Annotated in this window: 16 protein-coding genes; 8 read left to right on the top strand and 8 right to left on the bottom strand. The window is 49.6% G+C overall.

Going from position 1 to position 20,664, the window contains the following annotated elements; translation table 11 throughout:
- The first annotated feature begins 234 nt into the window (after positions 1-234).
- From AC5JLB_RS11285 to AC5JLB_RS11275, 3 genes are all read left to right on the top strand, one after another.
- Positions 235-3,837, top strand: coding sequence for a helix-turn-helix domain-containing protein (locus AC5JLB_RS11285; protein ID WP_495873928.1), 3,603 nt, complete (start codon positions 235-237; stop codon positions 3,835-3,837).
- Between the two features lie 304 nt (positions 3,838-4,141).
- Entirely contained in the window at positions 4,142-4,552 is a 411-nt protein-coding gene (locus AC5JLB_RS11280; protein ID WP_495873927.1) for a peptidoglycan-binding domain-containing protein, read from the top strand.
- A 307-nt stretch (positions 4,553-4,859) separates the two neighbouring features.
- Positions 4,860-5,765, top strand: a complete 906-nt coding sequence (locus AC5JLB_RS11275; RefSeq protein WP_495873926.1) for a hypothetical protein — start codon at positions 4,860-4,862, stop codon at positions 5,763-5,765.
- 127 nt (positions 5,766-5,892) lie between these two features.
- Here the strand turns inward: AC5JLB_RS11275 and murI are convergent, their stop codons facing one another.
- From murI to AC5JLB_RS11250, 5 genes are all read right to left on the bottom strand, one after another.
- On the bottom strand, positions 5,893-6,768 hold the full coding sequence (gene murI, locus AC5JLB_RS11270) for a glutamate racemase (protein ID WP_495873925.1): 876 nt from the start codon (positions 6,766-6,768) through the stop codon (positions 5,893-5,895).
- 93 nt (positions 6,769-6,861) lie between these two features.
- Entirely contained in the window at positions 6,862-8,739 is a 1,878-nt protein-coding gene (locus AC5JLB_RS11265; RefSeq protein ID WP_495873924.1) for an N-acetylmuramoyl-L-alanine amidase, read from the bottom strand.
- 685 nt (positions 8,740-9,424) lie between these two features.
- Complete coding sequence (locus tag AC5JLB_RS11260; RefSeq protein WP_495873923.1) at positions 9,425-10,861, bottom strand: cation:proton antiporter; 1,437 nt, start codon at positions 10,859-10,861, stop codon at positions 9,425-9,427.
- 88 nt (positions 10,862-10,949) lie between these two features.
- On the bottom strand, positions 10,950-11,762 hold the full coding sequence (locus AC5JLB_RS11255) for a carbon-nitrogen hydrolase family protein (protein WP_495873922.1): 813 nt from the start codon (positions 11,760-11,762) through the stop codon (positions 10,950-10,952).
- A 217-nt stretch (positions 11,763-11,979) separates the two neighbouring features.
- On the bottom strand, positions 11,980-12,165 hold the full coding sequence (locus tag AC5JLB_RS11250; protein ID WP_495873921.1) for a hypothetical protein: 186 nt from the start codon (positions 12,163-12,165) through the stop codon (positions 11,980-11,982).
- Positions 12,166-12,424: 259 nt separating this feature from the next.
- Here AC5JLB_RS11250 and AC5JLB_RS11245 point away from each other — a divergent pair, with 259 nt between their 5' ends.
- Positions 12,425-12,901 carry a hypothetical protein gene (locus tag AC5JLB_RS11245; protein ID WP_495873920.1) on the top strand — a complete coding sequence of 159 codons (477 nt, stop codon included), beginning with the start codon at positions 12,425-12,427 and terminating at the stop codon, positions 12,899-12,901.
- A gap of 101 nt (positions 12,902-13,002) precedes the next feature.
- On the opposite strand, the gene AC5JLB_RS11240 is transcribed toward AC5JLB_RS11245, so the two are convergent.
- From AC5JLB_RS11240 to AC5JLB_RS11230, 3 genes are all read right to left on the bottom strand, one after another.
- Positions 13,003-13,962 (bottom strand): DUF1517 domain-containing protein, encoded by a 960-nt coding sequence (locus tag AC5JLB_RS11240; RefSeq protein WP_495873919.1) that lies wholly within the window; start codon positions 13,960-13,962, stop codon positions 13,003-13,005.
- Positions 13,963-14,148: 186 nt separating this feature from the next.
- Positions 14,149-14,361, bottom strand: coding sequence for a sulfur carrier protein ThiS (gene thiS, locus AC5JLB_RS11235; protein WP_495695648.1), 213 nt, complete (start codon positions 14,359-14,361; stop codon positions 14,149-14,151).
- Positions 14,362-14,410: 49 nt separating this feature from the next.
- A complete protein-coding gene (locus tag AC5JLB_RS11230) occupies positions 14,411-15,484 on the bottom strand; it encodes a thiamine phosphate synthase (RefSeq protein ID WP_495873918.1) in 1,074 nt (357 codons plus the stop codon).
- A gap of 347 nt (positions 15,485-15,831) precedes the next feature.
- Here AC5JLB_RS11230 and AC5JLB_RS11225 point away from each other — a divergent pair, with 347 nt between their 5' ends.
- The 4 genes from AC5JLB_RS11225 (at position 15,832) to AC5JLB_RS11210 (ending at position 20,586) form a co-directional block, all read left to right on the top strand.
- Positions 15,832-17,667 carry a DUF1565 domain-containing protein gene (locus AC5JLB_RS11225; RefSeq protein WP_495873917.1) on the top strand — a complete coding sequence of 612 codons (1,836 nt, stop codon included), beginning with the start codon at positions 15,832-15,834 and terminating at the stop codon, positions 17,665-17,667.
- A 96-nt stretch (positions 17,668-17,763) separates the two neighbouring features.
- Entirely contained in the window at positions 17,764-17,886 is a 123-nt protein-coding gene (locus tag AC5JLB_RS11220; protein ID WP_495873916.1) for a hypothetical protein, read from the top strand.
- Positions 17,887-18,027: 141 nt separating this feature from the next.
- Entirely contained in the window at positions 18,028-19,851 is a 1,824-nt protein-coding gene (locus tag AC5JLB_RS11215) for an iron uptake porin (protein ID WP_495873915.1), read from the top strand.
- Between the two features lie 144 nt (positions 19,852-19,995).
- Positions 19,996-20,586 carry an NADPH-dependent FMN reductase gene (locus AC5JLB_RS11210; RefSeq protein WP_495873914.1) on the top strand — a complete coding sequence of 197 codons (591 nt, stop codon included), beginning with the start codon at positions 19,996-19,998 and terminating at the stop codon, positions 20,584-20,586.
- Positions 20,587-20,664 lie beyond the last annotated feature (78 nt).

Below are 20,664 nucleotides of genomic sequence, written 5' to 3'. Positions count from 1 at the left end.
CGCAGAGCGCAATACAGACGAAACTGTGAGGACACATAGTTGTTTTAATTGTTACAGAATTCCTGTTAAAACCGAAGGATTAGATCGGAAAGTTTAAGGTTTTACCATGAGTATGATAAAAAGACTTTGCAAAGCGTTTTCTTGAAGAATTGTGCCTCTAGTACTGATCGAACTTTCACGTTCTAGACCCTCGGATCGAAGGCCTAAGTTTAGTTATTTCTGCATTTTTGAATCATGGATCTCGAACAAGCTCTTGCCTTTACCGACCAGCTAGTGTTTGCGAAAGCAGGGACGCATTTAAGCGATCTTCAGCAAGCAATGCTGCGCGAATCGTGGTCTTGGCAACGGCAAAGCTATGACAAAATCGCGGATACCTACGGTTATTCGCCGACCTATTTGAAGCATGACATTGGTCCTAAGCTATGGCGACTTTTGTCTTCTGTTTTAGACGAAAAAGTTAACAAAACGAGCTTTCGAGCCGCGATCGAACGGCGTTTTCAAGCAGCCGCAGCGCTTCAAGAACCGGCTCAAGCTCTGGTTGAAGAGCCGATTAAACCCATCCAGCGCTCTTCCCGTCAAGATTGGGGAGAACAAATTGATATCAGTTTTTTCTATGGGCGTGAGGCAGAATTAGGTCAGCTCCAGCAGTGGATTCTCGATGAGCGGTGTCGATTGGTCGCGATACTGAGCATGGGTGGAATGGGAAAAACATCGCTGACGATGAAGTTGGCGCAGCAATTGCAGCCGCAGTTTGAGCGGGTGATTTGGCGATCGCTCCGTAATGCGCCGCCGCTTGTCGATCTGTTAGCCGACTGGCTGCACGTTCTGTCTGACGTAGAGATTGCTGATTCAGAACCCGTTGCGGGAATGTTGTCGCGGCTGTTGGCCCAACTATTGACGCAACTGCGATCGCAGCGCTGTCTTCTGATTCTCGACAACGTTGAAACCGTTTTGCCAGATCCCGGCTCTACTGCTAACCCTCATCGCAGTGGATATGAAGGATATGGTGAACTCTTCCGGCAGATCGGAGAAACCTTGCATCAAAGCACTCTAGTGTTAACGAGCCGGGAGAAACCTCAAGACATTAGCGTTCTAGAAGGCGCAATGTTACCTGTGCGCTGCTTTTACCTCAACGGACTGCAACCGCGCGACGGACAGGCATTACTCCAACTAAAAGGGGCGTTTCGAGGGACAGACGAGGAGTGGAACCGACTGATTGAGGGCTATTCTGGCAATCCTTTAGCCTTGAAAATAATTGCGACCACAATTCAGAATTTATTTGATGGCAGCATTTCTGACTTTCTACAGCAAGATACATTTGTCTTCGGTACCATTCGATCGCTGATTGAGCAGCAGTTTGAGCGGCTATCGGAGGCTGAAAAAACGGTGATGTATTGGTTGGCGATCTATCGAGAGTCGGCAACGTTTTCGGATTTGCGATCGGACATTTTCCCGCCGATTGCGCCTCAAGCGTTGATGGAAATTCTCCAATTGTTGGAGCAGCGATCGCTTGTCGAGCGAACCGCCGCCCGATTCTCACTGTTGCCGCTCATGCTGGAGTATGTCAGCGATCGCTTGATCGATCACGTGTGTCAAGAACTCAAATCCGGTCTTGCTTCGCAAGCTTGTCTTGTGAAACGCCACGCTTTGCTAACGTCGCAGGCAAAGGACTACATTCGAGATACCCAAATTCGCCTGATTCTGGCTCCCATCCTCATGCGGTTAGAGGCAGATCTGGTAGGTCAAATTGACCTTAAAACGCTTTTTACCCAGAGCCTGAAAACGCTGCAAGGAAAATCATCACTTGAAACCGGATATGCGGGTGGAAACCTTTTGAATTTACTCTGTCAATTGACTTCTCGTTTAGAGGATTTAGATTGTTCTAATCTAAAAATTTGGCAGGCTTATCTAAAAAATGTAGAACTTCACGATGTTGATCTTTCGGATTCCGATTTATCTCACTCTATTTTTACTGACACATTAGGCATTATCTTTAGTGTTGCCTTTAGCCCCGATGGAACGCTGCTGGCGACCGGAGATGCAGAAGGTGGATTGCGGTTGTGGGACGTTGCAAACGGGACGCTGTTGTTGAACTGTAGCGGTCATGTCGGGTGGATTTGGGCGATCGCGTTCAGCCCGGATGGTCAGACGTTAGCAAGCTGTAGTAGTGATAAAACCATTCGCTTATGGGATCTGCACACGGGTCGCTGCTCAAGCGTTCTAGAAGGGCATACGGGTTCTGTGTGGTCAGTTGCGTTTTGTAGCGACGGCAAGACATTAGCAAGCGGTGGCGATGAGTCAACCGTCAGGCTTTGGGATATCAGCACGGGTGACTCTCAACTTCTACCAGGACATACCGGACGGGTGCTTTCTGTTGCCTTTAGCCGCGATGGTCAGACGTTAGCGAGTGGAAGTGACGATCGCAGCCTGCGCATCTGGTCAATGCACACCAAAGATTGCCAGCAGATTTGCGAAGGACATCGTGATCGCATCTGGTCAATTGCCTTTTTGGATGATACGACCATCGCCAGTGGCAGCGCCGATCACACCATCAACCTATGGAACTGTCAAACTGGAGCGTGTTTGAAAACCTTGCAGGGGCATCGCGATCGCGTTCGTTCGATTGCATTTGATCCTGCCTTTAACCGTCTCATTAGCGCCAGCGACGATCGCACCATCCGAGTCTGGGATCTTGCCACAGGGGACTGTCTAAGCAGCTTGCGAGGACACACAAACGCTATTTTTTCACTCTCCCTTAACCGAGACGGTGAAACCTTAGCCTCAGGCAGCACCGATCAATCGGTCAAGCTTTGGAATTTATCCACGAGTCAATGTCTAAAAACCCTGAGCGGCTATACAAACTCTATTTTCTCGATTGCGTTTAAGGCAGATGGGCAGCAGCTTGTGAGTGGCAGTACTGACCAAGCCGTAAGGCTTTGGGACACTTCTACAGGGGCGTGCTTGAACACCTTTCAAGGACATCGCGGTTGGGTTACGTCTGTTGCGTTTCATCCGAATGGACGCTTACTTGCGAGTGGGAGTGTTGATCGCACGATTCGACTATGGGATCTCACAACAGGGCAGTGTCGGTTACTTGAAGGACATGCAAACTGGGTTCAATCGGTGGTCTTTAGTCCTGATGGTCAACTTCTCGTCAGTGGCAGTGATGATCAGACTGTTCGTATCTGGGCGGTCGATACGGGAGTGTGTCTTCAAACGTTGCAGGGTCATACGAGTTGGGTGTGGGCAGTGGCGTTTAGTCCCGATGGAACGCTGCTCGCTAGCAGTAGCGAGGATCAAACCATTCGGCTTTGGTCAATGCAGACCGGAACCTGTCTTCATACCTTACAAGGACATACCGGACGGGTTCAATCGATTGCCTTTCATCAGGATGGTCAAGTGTTAGCCAGTGGAAGTGGTGATGAAACCGTGCGGCTCTGGTCAACCACAACGGGACAGTGCCTTAACATTCTAGAGAAGCATCAGAATAGCGTTTGGTCGGTTGCCTTTAGTCCCAACGCTGAAACCCTTGCCAGTGGTAGCTTAGATCAAACCATAAAGCTTTGGCAGATGGAGACAGGAGCGTGTCTAAAAACGCTGCCCATGTTGACGCAAACGGTACGGACTGCGATCGCGTTTCATCCTGACCCAAATTGTGCTGCAATTGCCAGTGGTAGCCAGAGTGGAACGATCACGATTTGGGATACTCAAACGGGTCAGTGCTTAAAAATCTTGGCTCCAACCAAGCCTTATACCGGAACAAACATCACCCGTGTTACAGGTATTACGGTTGCTCAGAAGTCTGCCCTGCTCGGTATGGGCGCGATCGAATCCTAAATCCATAACTTCCATCCATTCAATGCAACCTTAAAAACCTCCATAACTTTCCTCAACTTATCCTCATCGACGCTCCTTGAGATCCGCAATAGAGTGATAGTGTCCTGAAAACGACAGGGTTTCAAACCCAGTCAACCAAATTCGACTCCACGCTGAAAGCTTTCGACAACACTAAATAACGAGCATTTTGATACATCCATCAATGCTTAATAACAAGGGCAAATCGTCCTCAGCTTCGTGTTGTCGTGCTATTCATCCACACGCTTAATGACTCACTCTTAATGACTTACAAGGAGCATCAATTATGGCTTACACCAACGCACAATTCCGCAGCATTCTAAATGGTTTAGGATTCGGTTACGTTCCAGAAGGTGAATTGACCGATCCCATATCAACTAACAACAACCCACTAACTGATCGAGTCACCCGCGATGCGATCGAAGACTTTCAAAAGTATTTCAAACTTCAAGTAGACGGTATTGTGGGTGCAAAAACAATGGCGATGGCAGAGCGAGAAATGCGAGTACTTCAGGCAGAACTGAATCAAGTCGTGGGAGCCAACCTACCGAAAAATCAACCGTTTTATGGGCCTCGTACGATCGCAGCTATTAAGGAGTTCCAACGACGTTATGGATTTGTTCCTGATGGCTTTGCAGGGCTTCCAGTTCGCCAAAAGCTGCTGGCAGTGTCAAAACTGCAAGGTGTCACACGTTAAATAGCTCAAATTCTTGTTTTCTAAAGCTGAAGAATCCACGAGCGCTCCTACTCCGGTAGGAGCTTTTTTCATTAATTCTGAACCTAATAGTCATTTAAAACTTACTAATTTATCCTAACTTTTCTAGCAAACCTACCTAACAAGCTCCTTAACTTTCCTCAATTTATAGTTATCGACCCGCATCAGATAAGCCAGTAAATTGAAAGTGTTCTGAGAGAAGCGGTTGCTAATCAATTAACAAACCAGACGACATCTCAGAAAAATCTTTTATTACAAGTACCAACGTTCTCACAAAGGAGCTTCAATCATGTCTGCAATTCAATTCCTCAAATCTCGGAAATCTCTAGCCGTTTTCGCACTCTTAAACATTAGTATTCCTCTGTTTACACTTGTAGGAGCACGGGCTGCACACGCAGACTCTAACTTCATTCAATGCGTTCCTGCAATGGGCATCAATGTTTGTGTTGAGGCAAACACGAGTGACTATTCTCTTTACACTCAGTCAGGGTCACTCACTAGTCAAAAAGTTGCCCTTCCGGTCGAAGGTGGCTGTCCGGTATTTGGTGGAATGGACACTGCCAAGGGTCGTCTTCGGGTAGAAGGATGCGTTACTCCTTACTCAAGACCGCCACAATTACAGGGTGTTGCTCAAGTTTGTAATGCAGGCAATTGCCAAAGAGAAGCGATTACGTTGAATTTTCCCAATCGCACCATGTTGTCAGACGATCGCCATCTGGGTGCGAAGGGATATGAGTATTATTTGGATGGTGAGCTAGTTGCAAGATCGCCGAGTTGGTCGCGCCGAGATTCAGTCACTCACCTAGAGTTAGCGAAGAAAACATATCCTAATCGAAAAGTCGAAGGCTATTTTGACGGTCAAAAGATTGGCTATGAACTGTTTTGGGATGGTGTGAGAGTTGGATTTGAGCCAAGCTGGAGTCGGGAGCAAGCGATCGCAAACCTGCAACAGAACAAAAAAGCTTATCCCAACAAACGAGTTGAGGGAATTCTCAACGGTCAGAAAGTTGGCTACGAGTTATTTTGGGGTGGACTGCGCGTCGGGTTTGAGCCAAATTGGAACCAGGAGCAAGCGATCGCGAACTTGCAGTGGAACAAGAAAGCTTATCCCAATAAGAGCGTGTATGCTCTGTTGAATGGCGAAACGGTTTATTTACCTAGCATTCCTGTCACTAGACCAACTAGCAGCCGATAGCAAGCTCTACATCCTGTTAGAGGAACTGTTTCAATTTCATACACCGTGATTTGATCTAAAGCAGCTAGTTAACCTAGCTGCTTATAGCCTTAGCCGCGATCGTACTAAGCAAAAGCGCTGCTCCCGTTTAACTTGCTACCTGCTCCGCAACCTCTGGCAACCGCACTTGCTCCACACATGGGGTACAGCCTAACCATTGACGAGAAATCTGAACAAATGGATGCGGATCGCCACTCACATAAAATCGAGTCGGCTTTGGTGGGCGAGTATGCCGCAGACCCAACACATCTAACTCTTGAGCCGCTGCTAAAACCACATGAGATGCCGGATCAACCAATTGTACTGACTTAGGTACAATCGACCGAATTACAGGAGCCAAGTGCGGATAGTGAGTACAGCCATACACTAAGGTATCAATTTCCTGCTCTAGTAACGGCCGCAAATACTGCTCGACAACTTGATAAGTATAGAGGTCATTAATTCGACCTTGTTCGATCAGGGGCACAAATTCAGGACAGCCGACTTGCCACACGTGTGCCGTCGCATCGACTTCTAAAATAGCCTGACGGTAGGCATCACTTTGGGCCGTAGCCGGAGTCGAAATCACCCCAATCCGCTTGCCTTTCTGAACCGCTGCCCGCGCACCGGGCAAAATAACGCCCAAAATAGGCAATCCCGGAAATTCTTGGCGAACCGTTTCGATCGCTAAAGCCGAACTCGTATTGCACGCCATGATCACCATCTTGACGCGATGTGCCGTCATCCACACCAAGATCTCCCGCACAAATTGTTCAATTTCTAAGCGCGATCGCGTTCCATAAGGCAATCGCGCTGTATCTCCGAAATATAAAATCGATTCGTTTGGCAGTTGGCGATAGAGTTCACGCAACACGGTTAAGCCGCCCACTCCACTATCAAACACCCCAATCAGATCGGAGCTTTGCGATGAGGCATGGAGCATTGACTCTGCTCGTCTAACCGCATCAGATGTTTGATTCTTCATATTCTAAAGTTTGAACTCCACACCACAAATAATTCACACCATACGAAATTCTAAGCCTAGGCGCAATTCCCTAGAGGCTCAAGTCTGATTGCGCTAACGCAAGTATTGAATAATGCCCCGCGCGATCGCTTGAGCTAACTGCTGTCGATAACCAGGCGTGGCTAACTTGGGCGCATCTTCTGCCCCCGTCACAAAGCCTGTCTCAACTAAGACAGACGGCATTGAGGTTTTCCGAATCACGTAGAATCGGGCTTTGCGGACGCCGCGATCGCGCGTTCCGGTCGCCTGCAAAATGCTGCTGTGAATCGACTGTGCCAGACCTGCGCCAGACGAGAAGTAATACGTCTCTAAGCCATTAATATCGGGGCGACTCATGCTGATCGCATTGGCATGAATGCTGACAAAAATGGTCGCGTTGGCGCGTTGTGCGATCGCCACTCGTGGTTCTAAATCTAAATCTCGATCGTCGGGGCGAGTCAGAATCGCTTGAATGCCCTGCTGCTCTAACAGCGCCGCCACTTGACGGCTGATGTCTAAAACAACATTTTTCTCGTAAATGTTGCCAATGCCGACTGCGCCCGGATCAGGTCCTCCATGTCCTGGATCAATCACCACCACTAAACGACCATTTGGTGTGCGGGGGCGCGGCTGAACCGGATTTGGACTGGTGGCCGGAGGAACAGGAATGGAGGAACCCGGAGTCGGATTTGGGGGAGACAACAGAGCGCTTCGTCGAAGCGAGAGCGACACGAGTTGACGACTGGGCTGATTAGGAGTTCCGACTTGAACACCAGAGGCAGGCGTCATCAAAATCGCCACATTCGTGTCCTCTTGGCGAATCCGGACTTGCAGCAGGGGGCTGTTGCTGGGCAGTCGCGGCCCTTGAATGTTGCTGTCTAGTCTCGCCGATGGAACCGTAATTCGATACGCTCCGGTGGCTCTGTCCCACCCTGATGTGTAGGTAATAGGCTGATCGGCTCGAATCAGAAGCTGACTGGCGGCTGCGTCGTATTCCACCGACTGAATTTTGGCAGTTCCCGACTGAGCTTGTGATCCAGGTAACTGACTTTGAGATCGCGGCAATTCAGCTGTCGGAATGGAGCTAGACCCAGACGTTTGGGGCAGAACCACAATACCGCCTGTAATGCCCGTGCCGCTCATCGAAGCTTCCCAGTTGGGGCTATCGGGGGATAAAGATAATGCCACCCTCACTACAGGCGGCGAGGCTTGAAACTGTGACACCTGCAACCGGCTCACTCCATTTTGGTTCACCGATAAATCGCGAGGATAAGCGCTGGAAGCGAGTGTTGCTCCGTAAATATCAATATACATCTGGCGGCGATCGCTGCTTCTAAGCGATCGGATTTGCGCTTGCCCTTCTGTGGTTCGCAGAAAGAAGCCGTCTTGGGTCGCCTGAATGCTTTGAATCTGAGTGCCTCCACGACTGAGCAAGGGCCGATTGCTGCTTGGAGGGAGGCTAGTGAGAGGCGGACGACCGCTGGGCGACGTCGGCAGTTGCGCTACTTCCGAATTAGTACCCGCAAATTGAGGTGTTGGTACTTGCACCGACCACTGCTGAGCCGTTGTTCCGCGAAATTTCACCTGCGCCGGGTCAAGCGTATAGCCAGGAGCAAGTTCCATCACGATCCGAGTCGTTCCTCGCTCAAATTGCCCTACCCGCACAGAGCGAATCGCCCCTCCATAAGACTGGGTGACAGCAGGACGCCCCAAAGTCGTTCCGGGCAGATCAATAATTAGTCGCGTCGGATCTGCAATCAGTTGCGCTCTGGGCTGTACCCCATCATCGGTTGTAAAGTCGAGGCGATTTTGAGCCGCATCAAACCGCCAAGATTGCAGTCTCGCTGCCTCGGCAGGCGAGGTTAGGAAAAAGAAAACAAGGGGTAATAAAGAATATAAATAAGAATTTAGCCCTCTCCAGTTTCGTTGATTGTTGACCTGATCGCGTTTCAATGTCGTTCTCCTTGTGTGCATCGCGTCGCCCTGCTTTGAACCTGCAAACACTCAAACCCGCGCTTTCAAATTGCTACATTTGGTGCAGAGTCTTAGCTAGAAATAGCGAGGCGAAATGATGAATGATTGCCTTAGTTAAAGCGCCGCATTTCCCCCATTTAGTCTTCTCACACACACGATTACATGGTTGCTGTGACCCCTGATAGATAAGCTCTTGATCTATCGAAGCTAACAATTTAGGGCAGCCGTGAACCAAAACTTGAGATCAGATTGGTCATTCAAAAATAACCTTCCCAATATTCACCACGACTGCACCCTATTCTGGAAATTCTGCTCAGCTCAGCAAAATTTTAAGCTCTCGAACGATGCGGACGTAAAGCTGAACGCTGAAGTTTCGCAGAGATTGGACAAGCGCTTCGATGACTGCTGGCATAAGAATTTGCGACCAATTAGTAAGACACGTTAAGAGCCTGAGGGTGCTTCTACCGATGGGTGGGGCAGTGAGCGATTTGGCTACAGCATTTTAATATAGATGCTTAAGAATCAAACTATTTTCTAGGGTTCATTGTTCTAATTGCAAAGAAATTATAAAGATGAGATTAGCCCAGAGCGCAATTTTAGAAGAGCTGATGTGGCTCAGCGCTACTCCGTTCAGGTGCTTAGCACTCTGGGACTGGCGTTGTACCTAGTCATCCTGTTGAACAATGCCTGGTTCTAGAAGTTCAGAGGGGGCAATTCCTTCAATTGCGAGGTCGTCCTCTTGTCCTACAGAGTCACCGTTGGTAAAGACAACCCGTAATAGCGGTGGCGCTAGAAACGTAGTCAAAATCACCATCACAATCACGGCGGCTTGCAGGGCTTCGGGTAATGTTCCAGTAGTTGCACCGACTGAGGCAAACACCAAGCCCACCTCGCCCCTAGGAATCATACCGACCCCGATCGCGAGTCGATTTAGCTCTGGTTGCCCAAAAATAGTAAATCCGGTGACAACTTTACCCGCGATCGCAACCGCGACCAAGAAGGCAGCCATAATCAATCCTTCACGATTGCTGGGTACAAATGGATTGAGCACGCTCAAATCGGTGCGTGCGCCAACCACGACAAAGAAAATGGGCACGAGCATATCTGAGATGGGCGCAACTTGCTCTTGCAGCTCGGTGCGCTTCTCAGTTTCTGCCAAAATCAACCCCGCCGCAAATGCCCCTAAGATGGCTTCTAGCTGAATTACAACCGCAACATCCGCTAAAACAAAGGTCAGAACTAGGGCGGTGATCAACAGTTGTCCCCGCGTTCTCAGTTCGTTGATGAGAGACACCAGAAACGGATTAAGCAAGAGTCCGAGCCAAAGGCTTCCAACCAAAAAGACCCCAGCGCTCACAATCAGATAAATGACGTTCCCAATTTCGACTTGTCCGGTCTTTGCCAAACTCGCAACCACGGCAAGCACAATGATGCCCAATACGTCGTCTAAGACGGCTGCCCCGATGATAATTTGTCCTTCTTTGGAGTTGAGCCGCTGAATTTCTGCCAGCACCCTGGCCGTGATGCCGATGCTAGTTGCCGTTAGTGCTGCCCCTGCGAAAATGGCTGGAACTGATGAAACGCCGAATAGCAGCATTAGACCGGCTGTGCCCAACGCAAACGGAACTACCACTCCCACGACTGCCACGATCGCGGCTTGCGGTCCGACTCGAATCAGTTCTTTGAGATCAGACTCTAGCCCAATCTCAAACAGCAGAATGATCACGCCCATTTCTGCCAAGGTCGAGAGGACTTCGCTCTGCACCTCAAAGGTCGTGGTGAGCGGGGCGGGGTCAAGATGAGCCGTTAGTTGCAATAGCTGCATTACCATCGACTGACTCGCCGTTAGATCAGCGCTTGGAAAGACGAGTAAGTGCAGCGCAGAAACGCCAACCACAACGCCCGCTAGAAGTTCCCCGAGAACCGCCGGTAGCTCCATACGGGCACAGATTTCGCCACCAATTTTGCTGGCTAAGTAAACCACGATTAGGCTCAGCAACACGCCTGCTAAAACAAGGGAACCACTTTCTGGCTCAGCATTCGCGACAATTGGCGACAAGATTTGAACTGGAGTGGAGATTAGTGACGAGAAATTATTCATCAGTCAAAGCAGTAACACTGCTTCCCATGGTACAGACTCTGTAACATTTCTCAATGCCCACATTTCTCCATCCCCGCAGGAGGTCTGACTAGACAAACACGCGATGCTGTAATGAGGGCATCTGCCGCCGGACTTGCTCAAGGCGAGTTGGCCTAATTTCGGCGATCGCAACTCCCACCTCTTCTCCCGCATCTGCCAAAATCATGCCCCAAGGGTCAATGATCATTGCGTGTCCGTGAGACTGCCGCACGGCATTGTGGCGGCCCGTCTGAGCGGGCGCAATCACATAGCAGGTATTCTCGATGGCTCTAGCTTGTAGCAACACTTGCCAATGGTCTTTGCCCGTGTACGCCGTAAACGCGGCGGGAACAAACAGCACTTCTGCCCCTAACTGAGACATTTGACGGTAAAGTTCTGGAAACCGCACGTCATAGCAGACCGACAGCCCCAAACTGCCCAATTCTTTAGACGGGTAAATCGGCGGGATCCGCATTCCAGCTAAAACCGTTTCTGATTCGCGATAGGTGTTGCCATCGGGCACATTCACATCAAACAAGTGAACTTTCTCGTAGCGGGCTAGTTCTTGACCGTTGGGGCCAACCAACAGCGCCGTATTGTAAACTTTGCCATTGCCTACCGGAACCGGAAACCCGCCGCCTAAGATCGTGATCTGAAAGCGTTGCGCGACGGTTTTGAGAAATTTCTCGCTTTCCTGCGCGATCGCGTCGGCTTGGGTCATTTTCGCCACTTCATCACCCAGAAACGAAAAGTTCTCTGGCAGCGTCACGAGTTCTGCCCCTCGTCGGACGGCAACATCGATCAACTCTTCTGCCTGAACCAGATTCTTTTGCAAATCTGGCAGGCTGTTCATTTGAATTGCGGCGGCAAAGTAAGACTTCATGGATTTCACTCAGGCTCAGAAAAATGAGTAAAGCTCTATATTGTATCGGCTTCTAAAGCGATAGAAACATCTATCGGGCAACAAATCCACTGGAACCCTAAAGCAAACTTGACTGAAGTGCCCGACTTGAAGTTACTTTACTACGTTAAGCACGATGTTAAGCTCGATTGAAATGACTTGATTTTTCCATTCTTGATTTTCGCGTTGAGAAACAAACCTATTTTTTATCGGTTTGCGGCGTGCCAGAGTCGTGGCCCAAAACAGCATGAGTGAGAGTCGACACTAGGCTAACGAGTGCTGCGACGAACATGACGAGCATTAGCATCGCTAACGCGGAAAATGGGGAAAAGATCAGAGTGCAAAGTAAAACGATCAGAATGAAAGATGCGATCGCGTTATTCATAGAAACCAACTCCACAAAAATTCTACATTTACTCTAAAAAAAACTTCTTCAATTAACCTCTAACGTGAGCAGCATTTTGATTAGGTTTTGCTTAGTTATTGAAGAAATATTCTGTTACGGCGATCGACTTTAATTCGAGGTATGATGCAGACATCATCTCGCCCTAAACTCTCTCGGCGTAGAGATTTCAAGTCGTTCACGCTTCACTCAAACGGCGAGATATTGATTTTACTTGAGTTATAAACCCGGCAAAGTCGTTATGAATGAATGGCAAAAAGACTGGTCTGAAATGCTAGACACGATGGCAGGACACATCGGAGATTTTTTCGCTGAAGTGGCTCAGGATATGGCGGAAGTTGCAGAGACATTTATTGTTATTTCTGAAGAAGTCTCAACACAACTTAATAACGTTTTTACTGACGAAATTGAGCAATACGTAACAGAGTGGGTTAGCCCCGTTCTAGAAGCCTACTTCGGCATCGAAAGTATGGTCGGGGAAGCCACTCAACCTGTATTTCAAACCGTCGATCCATTGCTCAAACAGCACTTAGGATGCGTCGGCTGTCGTCACTTCCACGGACAGGTATATGGCGATGCGCTGTTGGTTTGCGGAATGCATCCCTATGGCATTGGCGAAGGTGTAGAAACTTGTCCTGACAAAGAAATGACTGTTTGGAAGTCACCCGGATTCTCGTCTGACAATCAGTTCTTTTTTGGTTCAGACGAAGACTGGTAAGCAAGAAGCTAGGACAAAAAATCGGGCTGGACGTAAAATATACGTTCAGCCCAATGTTCAGACTCAGTGTTCAAAAACGTGTTCAAAAGCAGAATTTAGACTTATACAAGCTTCAAGTTAGGATATTCTGCCAACACATCATCGCGGGTCAACACATCCCCTTCAGCTTGAGGCGTCCATAGCACTTCAAGAGCTAGAAGCTGATCGCCGGAGACGCTCCCCAACTGGCTGAGGGCACGCTTCAGGTCATCAGAGCTATTAATCGTAGGAAGCTGTAGCTTGCCCTGAGTGCCGACTAACAGGGTGACAACAATATACTCACCGGGTGCTTCAGCTAACGCACCGCCTCGCTCAGCCACCGTCAACGCGTTGCTGTCTTGAGAAGCTTGCTTCAGTTGGTCATTCACGTTAGACAGGGTTTCTGCTGTAAATCTGCTCCGCTCAAACAAAGCTAGGCGATTGAATTCTGCACCGGCTGCTTCTAAGCGGGCTTGATGAGCTTCCGATGCGCCATACACCCAGTATTCGGGGTGGCGCAGCAGCGAAAGAGTCGTCTCCTGCAGCACTTGTGCCAACCCTTCGGACGAGTCAGTATTGGCGCGTTGAGCAATGCGATCGAGGTCTGTTTGCAAACTCCGAGCTTGGGCTAGTAAGCCAACTTGGACTTTCGCAACCGAAACAGATGGATTGGTCGTGTAGTCTAGATCGTTGCCTTCTGTTGCTCGTCGGAAGCTTTGTAGCAGAAAGCCTGCGATCGAGATGAAGATAAACAGGGTGAATAGGCTGCCACCGCCGCCAAAGAACGGGAAGTAGAGGAAGGGGAAGAACCCACCGCCGCCGCGTGGATAGTAGCCGCCACCGCCAGGATATCCTCCACCAGGATAGCCGCCGCGACTAGGCGTGAAGGTCCGGCTAGGTGCTCTAAAAGAGCCTCCACCGATGCGACCACCCGTGCGCGCTGCAAGCGCACCATCAGCATGACCCAGTGCCAGCGTGAGAGCCAATCCCAGCGCAATCAGGGGTCGGATGAGTGATTTAAAGAAAGATTTTGGTGTTTTCATAGCGTAGTCCCAGTTAGCTCGCCTAGACGCAAATGCTTGTGTTCTAAACGTCGAGCTTTATACCTTGTTACAGTGCTTTAAGCTTTTCTACTCCTCTACTGTATCGCCTTCTATAGGGGTTGAAAATGCCTTAAGTAGTAGGTTTGAGGGGAGATTACCGTACTAAAAGAGACGGACATGAGCGCCCTATCCACCGCCGACGATCGTCACAATTTCTAAGCGATCGCGCTCCTTGATTTCGGTTGTATCCCAGTACTGTCGATGCAAGATTTCGCCGTTGTATTCTACGGCGACAAGTCGAGGGTTCAAGCCGAGTTGCTCTAGAAAATTTGGCAGATGCAGATTTGGTTCACAGGTTTTAGATTCACCATTCACCTGAAGCGTGATTTGCTCAGACATGCGCTGGTTCTCCCTCACTATTTTTCTTCTCTACTATTTTTGTTCATATCTATGTCATCCACGGATCAGTCATTGAATCTTGCTTGACAAAGTTGGGTGTTTTAAGCCGACGTTTTTGCTCCAGTTGCGCCATGAAATATTGCACTGCCAGTGTCGGTTGCTCTGCGGCCATAATCGCCCGGACAACAGAAATGCGTTGTGCCCCGGCAGATAGAACCTCGTGGACATTGTTCGCGTCAATGCCCCCGATCGCAAACCAAGGAATCGGACACTCTTCGGTCGCATGACGCACGTACTCTAGTCCGGCAGCAGGTCTGCCTGCTTTGGTTGGCGTTTCGTAGACGGGACCCACGCCAACATAGTCTGCACCTTCTTGAATGGCGCGGTAAAGATCATCGGCACTGTGCGTGGAACGTCCGATCAGCCGTTGAGACCCCAGCATCTGACGGGCTAATTCTATCGGCAAATCGTCTTGTCCGAGGTGAACGCCATCGGCATCGACAGCTAGGGCTAAATCGATACGATCGTTAACAATAAATAGTGCTCCGTACTCGTGGCACAGCCGCCGTAATGTTCGAGCATTACTCAGTCGCGTCAAATCATCTGAGTCTTTGTCGCGATATTGAACAAGGCTGAGTCCTCCCTGCAACGACGACTCCACGGTTGCAAACAGCGTTTCGGAAGGCGACGTGACCAAATACAGCAGGGACTGACGCAACTTTTGATGCCGATGCTGTGCCATCAGTTGGCTTTCGAGCGTGTAAACCTGATAGCGCATTTGTTTGAGCGATGCGGTCATGTCTTGGCTGTAGACTTTGCCGTATTCTTCTAACACCCGCAGCGCTTCTTCGACGCGGCAAAAATTGGCCTGCAAGACCTGCTCAATTGTGCCTCGCGTGGCTTCGTTGGGATGGGTTAATTCTGTACCCGGATCGTCTGGGGTGTTGCGTGCCGATCGCAGATCGCTGTGATGCCAAGTGGCGAGTTCTTGTCGTAAGTGTTTGCACTGGTTGGTGAAGTGGGAGTGGTTCAGGCCAAACCGACACCATTCTTCTATCACCCGCAATCCTTCACGGGCGCGATCAAGATTGGCATCCAAAATTCGGTATAAAGCTGGTTGCATAGATGGGAGAACGGGCTCTGTTTTGTCCATTGGCGCAAACCGATTAATGTCTCATCCTAGCAGCGAGAGGGAGTCGGGCATTTTGAATTGTGACATTCTTTATAACTTAAGGGTTAATACTGAATTCAGCTAACTCCTTGGTCAAAAATGAAGCGGTTTTTAAAAACTCAATTACCATGAACTTCCATTAGGCATTTTCGCCCTCATGCCCTACGGACAACCGGATGAGGAATTCGCTCTCCTCAGTGATCAAAGGCTGAATTTTATCAGTACTTTTGCGGTCGTTTTTGTTTCTAGTTCTTATTTCTAGTCAAAGCCATCCTACTGCCGTGTATAGGAGAAAGATTGTGAGTAAAGTTTCACCTGAAAAGCCGTCTTCCAGTGTTGTATTAACGCTGGGCGTCTCTGGAGTTATGTTATTTGGCGGTGCATCCCATGCCATTGCTCAACCGATCGCCCAACCGATTCAACTCGCTCAAGCCTCCGATTCGTCCCCTCAATACAATTATTTGTTTGTCAATTCAAACGCTGGAGTTGATACTGCTGAGGGTAGCGTGCGATCGCCGCTCAAAACCATTACTCGCGCCTTGCAAATCGTTCAACCAAATACGATCATTCTGTTAGCTCCAGGGACGTATAGTGCGCAAACAGGTGAAGCATTTCCACTGCAAATGAAGCCGGGGACAACGATCAAAGGAGAGCCTCGTGATCGCGGGCAAACCGTTCTGATTCAAGGCGGTGGTATCTTTTTGAGTCGTACCTTTGCGCGGCAAAGTGTCACCATTGTCGGTGCAAATCAGTCAGGCTTAACGGGCGTTACTGTTTCTAACCCTGACGCTCAAGGCTACGGGTTGTGGACTGAATCCACGAGTCCTGTGATCAGTGACAACACGTTTACTAAAAATGGTCATGATGGGGCATCTGTAGTCGGGAGCAGTGCTCCAATTCTTCGCAACAACTATTTCTATCAAAACGGTGCAAACGGCATCACGGTTTACGGAACCTCGCGCCCAGAACTGCACGACAACATTTTTGAGCAGACCGGGTTTGGCATCAACATTGCCCAAAGCGCGGCCCCTCGAATTGTTGGCAATCGCATTACGCAGAACAAAGATGGCATTGTGATTCAAGGGAAAGCGCAACCGATTCTGCGAAACAATATCGTTGATGGCAACGCACGGGATGGCATGGTCGCGATCGCGCAGTCTCGACCGAACTTAGGTACGTCCGCCGACCCTGGCAACAACACCTTTACAGATAACGGACAGTTTGATCTCAACACTCAGAAAAGCGTTCAAAAAATTCCAGCGTTTGGCAATCAAATGACCGGAAATAAGACGATCGGACAATTGGATTTCTCCAATACGCCCGCTGTAGCAGATGCTCCGATTAGCGTCGCATCTGCTCAAAGCTATGGGCGGTCTCTACCGAGAGTTGTGCCCGCTCGATTTTCGCCCAGCCAGCCTTCCGCATCCTTTAAGGGCACAACCGTTGTCGCGCCGATTTCTAAGAAGTCACGCCCTGCGGTTTCTTCATCGCGCAGTAGACGAGTACCGCTTTCTAAGCAGTCAAAATCTCAAGTTGCTCGGATTGAGATTCCTGTTCCGGCTCCCTCGAATTTTAGTACCGCTTCCAATCAATCTGCCTTCCAACTAAATAGCGCGATCCCTCGAAGCTTGGCAGAGCCAATAGCTCGTCGCGGCTCGGACGGTGCCATTAACATTCCGGTTCCTCCTCCTGAGACGATTAGGGCAGTGCGTAACTCTACAAAAACTTCGCCATCTCGTCGATTTCAAGCGATGTCCTCTAGGGTTGATCGGCCTACTTCTCGTGGTGCGGTTTCGGCATCAGGCACCTTACGTGTGCCCAAAGCGTCAATCCCTGTCGGTCGAACGGCAGGATCATCGGTTAAGGTTTGGCGCGGCGCACCCGTCTCTCCCAAACGGTCTGCTGCTCCAGTGAGGCAAGATCTGGCGTTTGGACTTCGCTATCGAGTCGTGGTGCAAGCCCGCAGCGAGGGTGAACAGGCTCAAATTCAATCTGCGGTTCCAGGTTCGTTTCCTGTCTTTCGGAGCGGACAAAGTGTGCTGCAAGCAGGAGTTTTTAGCGATCGCAGCAAAGCCCATGAACTTCTACAAACGTTGATGAATCAAGGACTGAGAGCCACGGTCGAACAGCTTTAATGTGTCGTAACGAATTAAGTAGAGCGCCTGAATAAATTGCATCCTCTGCTAGCAAAGATCTCCGATTTCATCTAAGAATCGGAGATTTACTTTGAGATGGTTAAGATGCTGTGTGCGGGACAGTCAGACTGGCGCGATCGCGTCAACCATCCGTTTATCGTTGGTCACTATTGGAAGTTTCCTAAGACATTGAGTGATTCATTGAATTTTCTCTATTAAAGACACTAACAATTCCGAAGGTGTTTCTATTCCATTGCGACACTCTAACCCCTAATTTAGAAATTAATGAACTTATGGGTGTTTTAGGAAACCTATAAGCAAAATTAATATATTCTATATGGTTGCGGTGAGGAGATTGTAATGAGGCAGTTCGGTTTACGGCTACAGATGAGCTTGATTGGTGGATTAGCGGGCGCGATCGCGTCGCAGGTTTCCGGAGGAGTAATTGCTGTCAATCCAGCGATCGCAGCACCTGTTAAAGAAACAAACAGTGTTTCTCAATCTATCCCTGAAGCTCAATCTATTTCTGAAGCTCAATCCATTCCTGAAACAGTGCCTTCGGTGTCGCAACTCAATCAAGCTTCAGCGATCGATACAGATTCTGGACAAGTCACTTCAGTCTCCCAACTTTCGGATGTGCGTCCAACCGATTGGGCATTTCAAGCGTTGCAATCGCTTGTGGAGCGCTATGGTTGCATCGCGGGCTATCCCGATCGCACCTATCGCGGTAATCGTGCGCTCACCCGCTATGAGTTTGCGGCAGGCTTGAACGCGTGTCTCGATCGCGTCAACGAACTAATCGCCGCATCGACCTCAGATTTAGTCAGGAAAGAAGACTTGGCAACCCTACAAAAACTGCAAGACGAATTCGTCACAGAACTCGCTGCCTTGCGCGGTCGCATGGATGCCCTTGAAACTCGCACCACCACCCTGGAGAAGCAACAATTCTCCACCACAACCAAACTGCAAGGAGAAGCAATCTTCAGCCTGGCCAGCGCTTACGGGGCAGTCCCCAATGGTCAAGATGCCAATGTCGCTTTTAACAATCGAGTTCGCCTGAATCTAAAGACGAGTTTCACAGGTAAAGACGCGTTAATCACTGGGCTACAAGCTCAGAACTTCGGTGCCAGCGGACTTGTCGGTAGTGGTAGCAGCCTTGCTCAAACCCTGGGCTACGCTGATCCAGTATTTGGCAGTTCGAGTAATGTGAAGCTTTCCTATGGGCCTCAGTTTCCTACGGCTGATCCGTCAACCTTGACGGCAAAAGGCGCAGACAATAGCCTCATCCTCTACAAGCTGCTGTATGTTTTTCCGGTTGCGAACAAACTCACCGCTTTTGTCGGAACAAATGCCGAAGTTTCGGATGCGTTTCCGTCAATCTTGCCGTTTGCCAGTGAAGGGCAAGGCGCAATTTCTCGCTTTGCGGCTCTTCCTGCTGCTCAACGCGTTTCCGGCGGAACGTCACAAACTGGACTCGCTGCCGCCGCAGGCTTTATCTTCAATATCTCAGATGCGATCGATCTGCGAGCGCTCTACGGCTCAGTCAACGCTAACCTTCCAGCCAACAATGGACTCGCGGGCGGAACACCGCTCGGCGCAGGGGTGTTTGGTGGTAGTTATGTAGCAGCCGCACAACTCACGGTTAAGCCATCTCCCGCGATCGACATCGGTCTCAACTACGCCCACAGCTACCACCAGATCAATATCTTGGGAACGGGCTTGAGCAGTTCAGATATCGGCGCGATCGCGTTGCCGGGAGGCTTCACAGTTGCAAATCTCGATGAAGGTATTCAGCTCAACACCGTTAGCGCGTCAGTTGCTTTCCGCCTTTCTCCGAAGCTTACGCTGGCAGGATCTTATACCTATATCTTCAGCGATTTAGTCGATGTCAACGCTTCCACGAATTTCAACTCCTGGCTAGTAGGCTTGCACGTCAAAGACATTTTCAAAAAAGGCAACTCGGCTGGAATTACCTTTGGTCAACCGCTGAAGCGAGTTCAAACCAGTGGTTTAGCCCTCAATCCCGAAAATCGGATTCCCTATCACTTAGAAGGCTACTTTAACTTCCAGGTAAGCGACAACATAAGTGTTACGCCCGGTGTATTTGCGGTGTTTAACCCAGAAGGATCGAGTGCCAACAATACTGCGATCGTGCCTGTAATCCGCACTACGTTTTCGTTCTAGTCAGTAACTCACGCCCCTCTTTGTAGAGAGGCGCTCTGGTAGAGCATCTCTCTATATCTTGTCTCCTCACCCTCACTGACCTCTTGCGGGAATCAGGAAGAACGGGCAAGCTCAAGGTTAATACTAGAAGCAGCCCTGAAACCTATGTCTGAAGAAACTATGCCTGGAGAAACGAAGCCCACAACACTCCATATTCTGGCGATTTCAGGAAGCCTCCGAAAGGTTTCATCAAATACGGCGCTACTGCAAGCTGCGATCGCGTTAGCACCAGAGAACCTCGAAGTTAAATTGTACGAAGGACTCGGCGCTTTACCGCACTTCAATCCCGATCTTGAACCCACTGAACCGCCATCTGTCACTGATCTACGTCAGCAAGTGCAATGGTCTGACGGGTTGCTGATCTCCAGCCCAGAATATGCACATGGTGTACCGGGTGTGTTGAAGAACGCCCTCGATTGGCTGGTCAATGGAGAAGAGTTTGTGGGCAAGCCGATTGCATTACTCAATGCATCACCACGAGCGATTCATGCTCAAGCGTCTTTAACTGAAATCGTGACTGTAATGGCGGGGCGGGTCATCCCTGCCGCCTCGATCACCGTCCCTCTTCTAGGTCAGAACCTTGACGCCGCCGGAATTGCCTCTGACGCTGAACTATCGAGCGCTCTGCACACTGCGATCGTGACGTTTGCAAGTGCCATTCAACGCTGTCAATCTGAAGCGGTTAGGTTACTCTAGTCCTGCAATCATGCATCATTTTCTTCCCCTGTAGTGCTGAATCACTCCGATCCTGATGCCATCCAAAGCTCGAATTCC

It is taken from the genome of Myxacorys chilensis, from assembly GCF_059505265.1.
The sequence above is the reverse complement of the archived record's forward strand: the minus strand, read 5'-3'. Positions and strand labels throughout refer to the sequence as shown.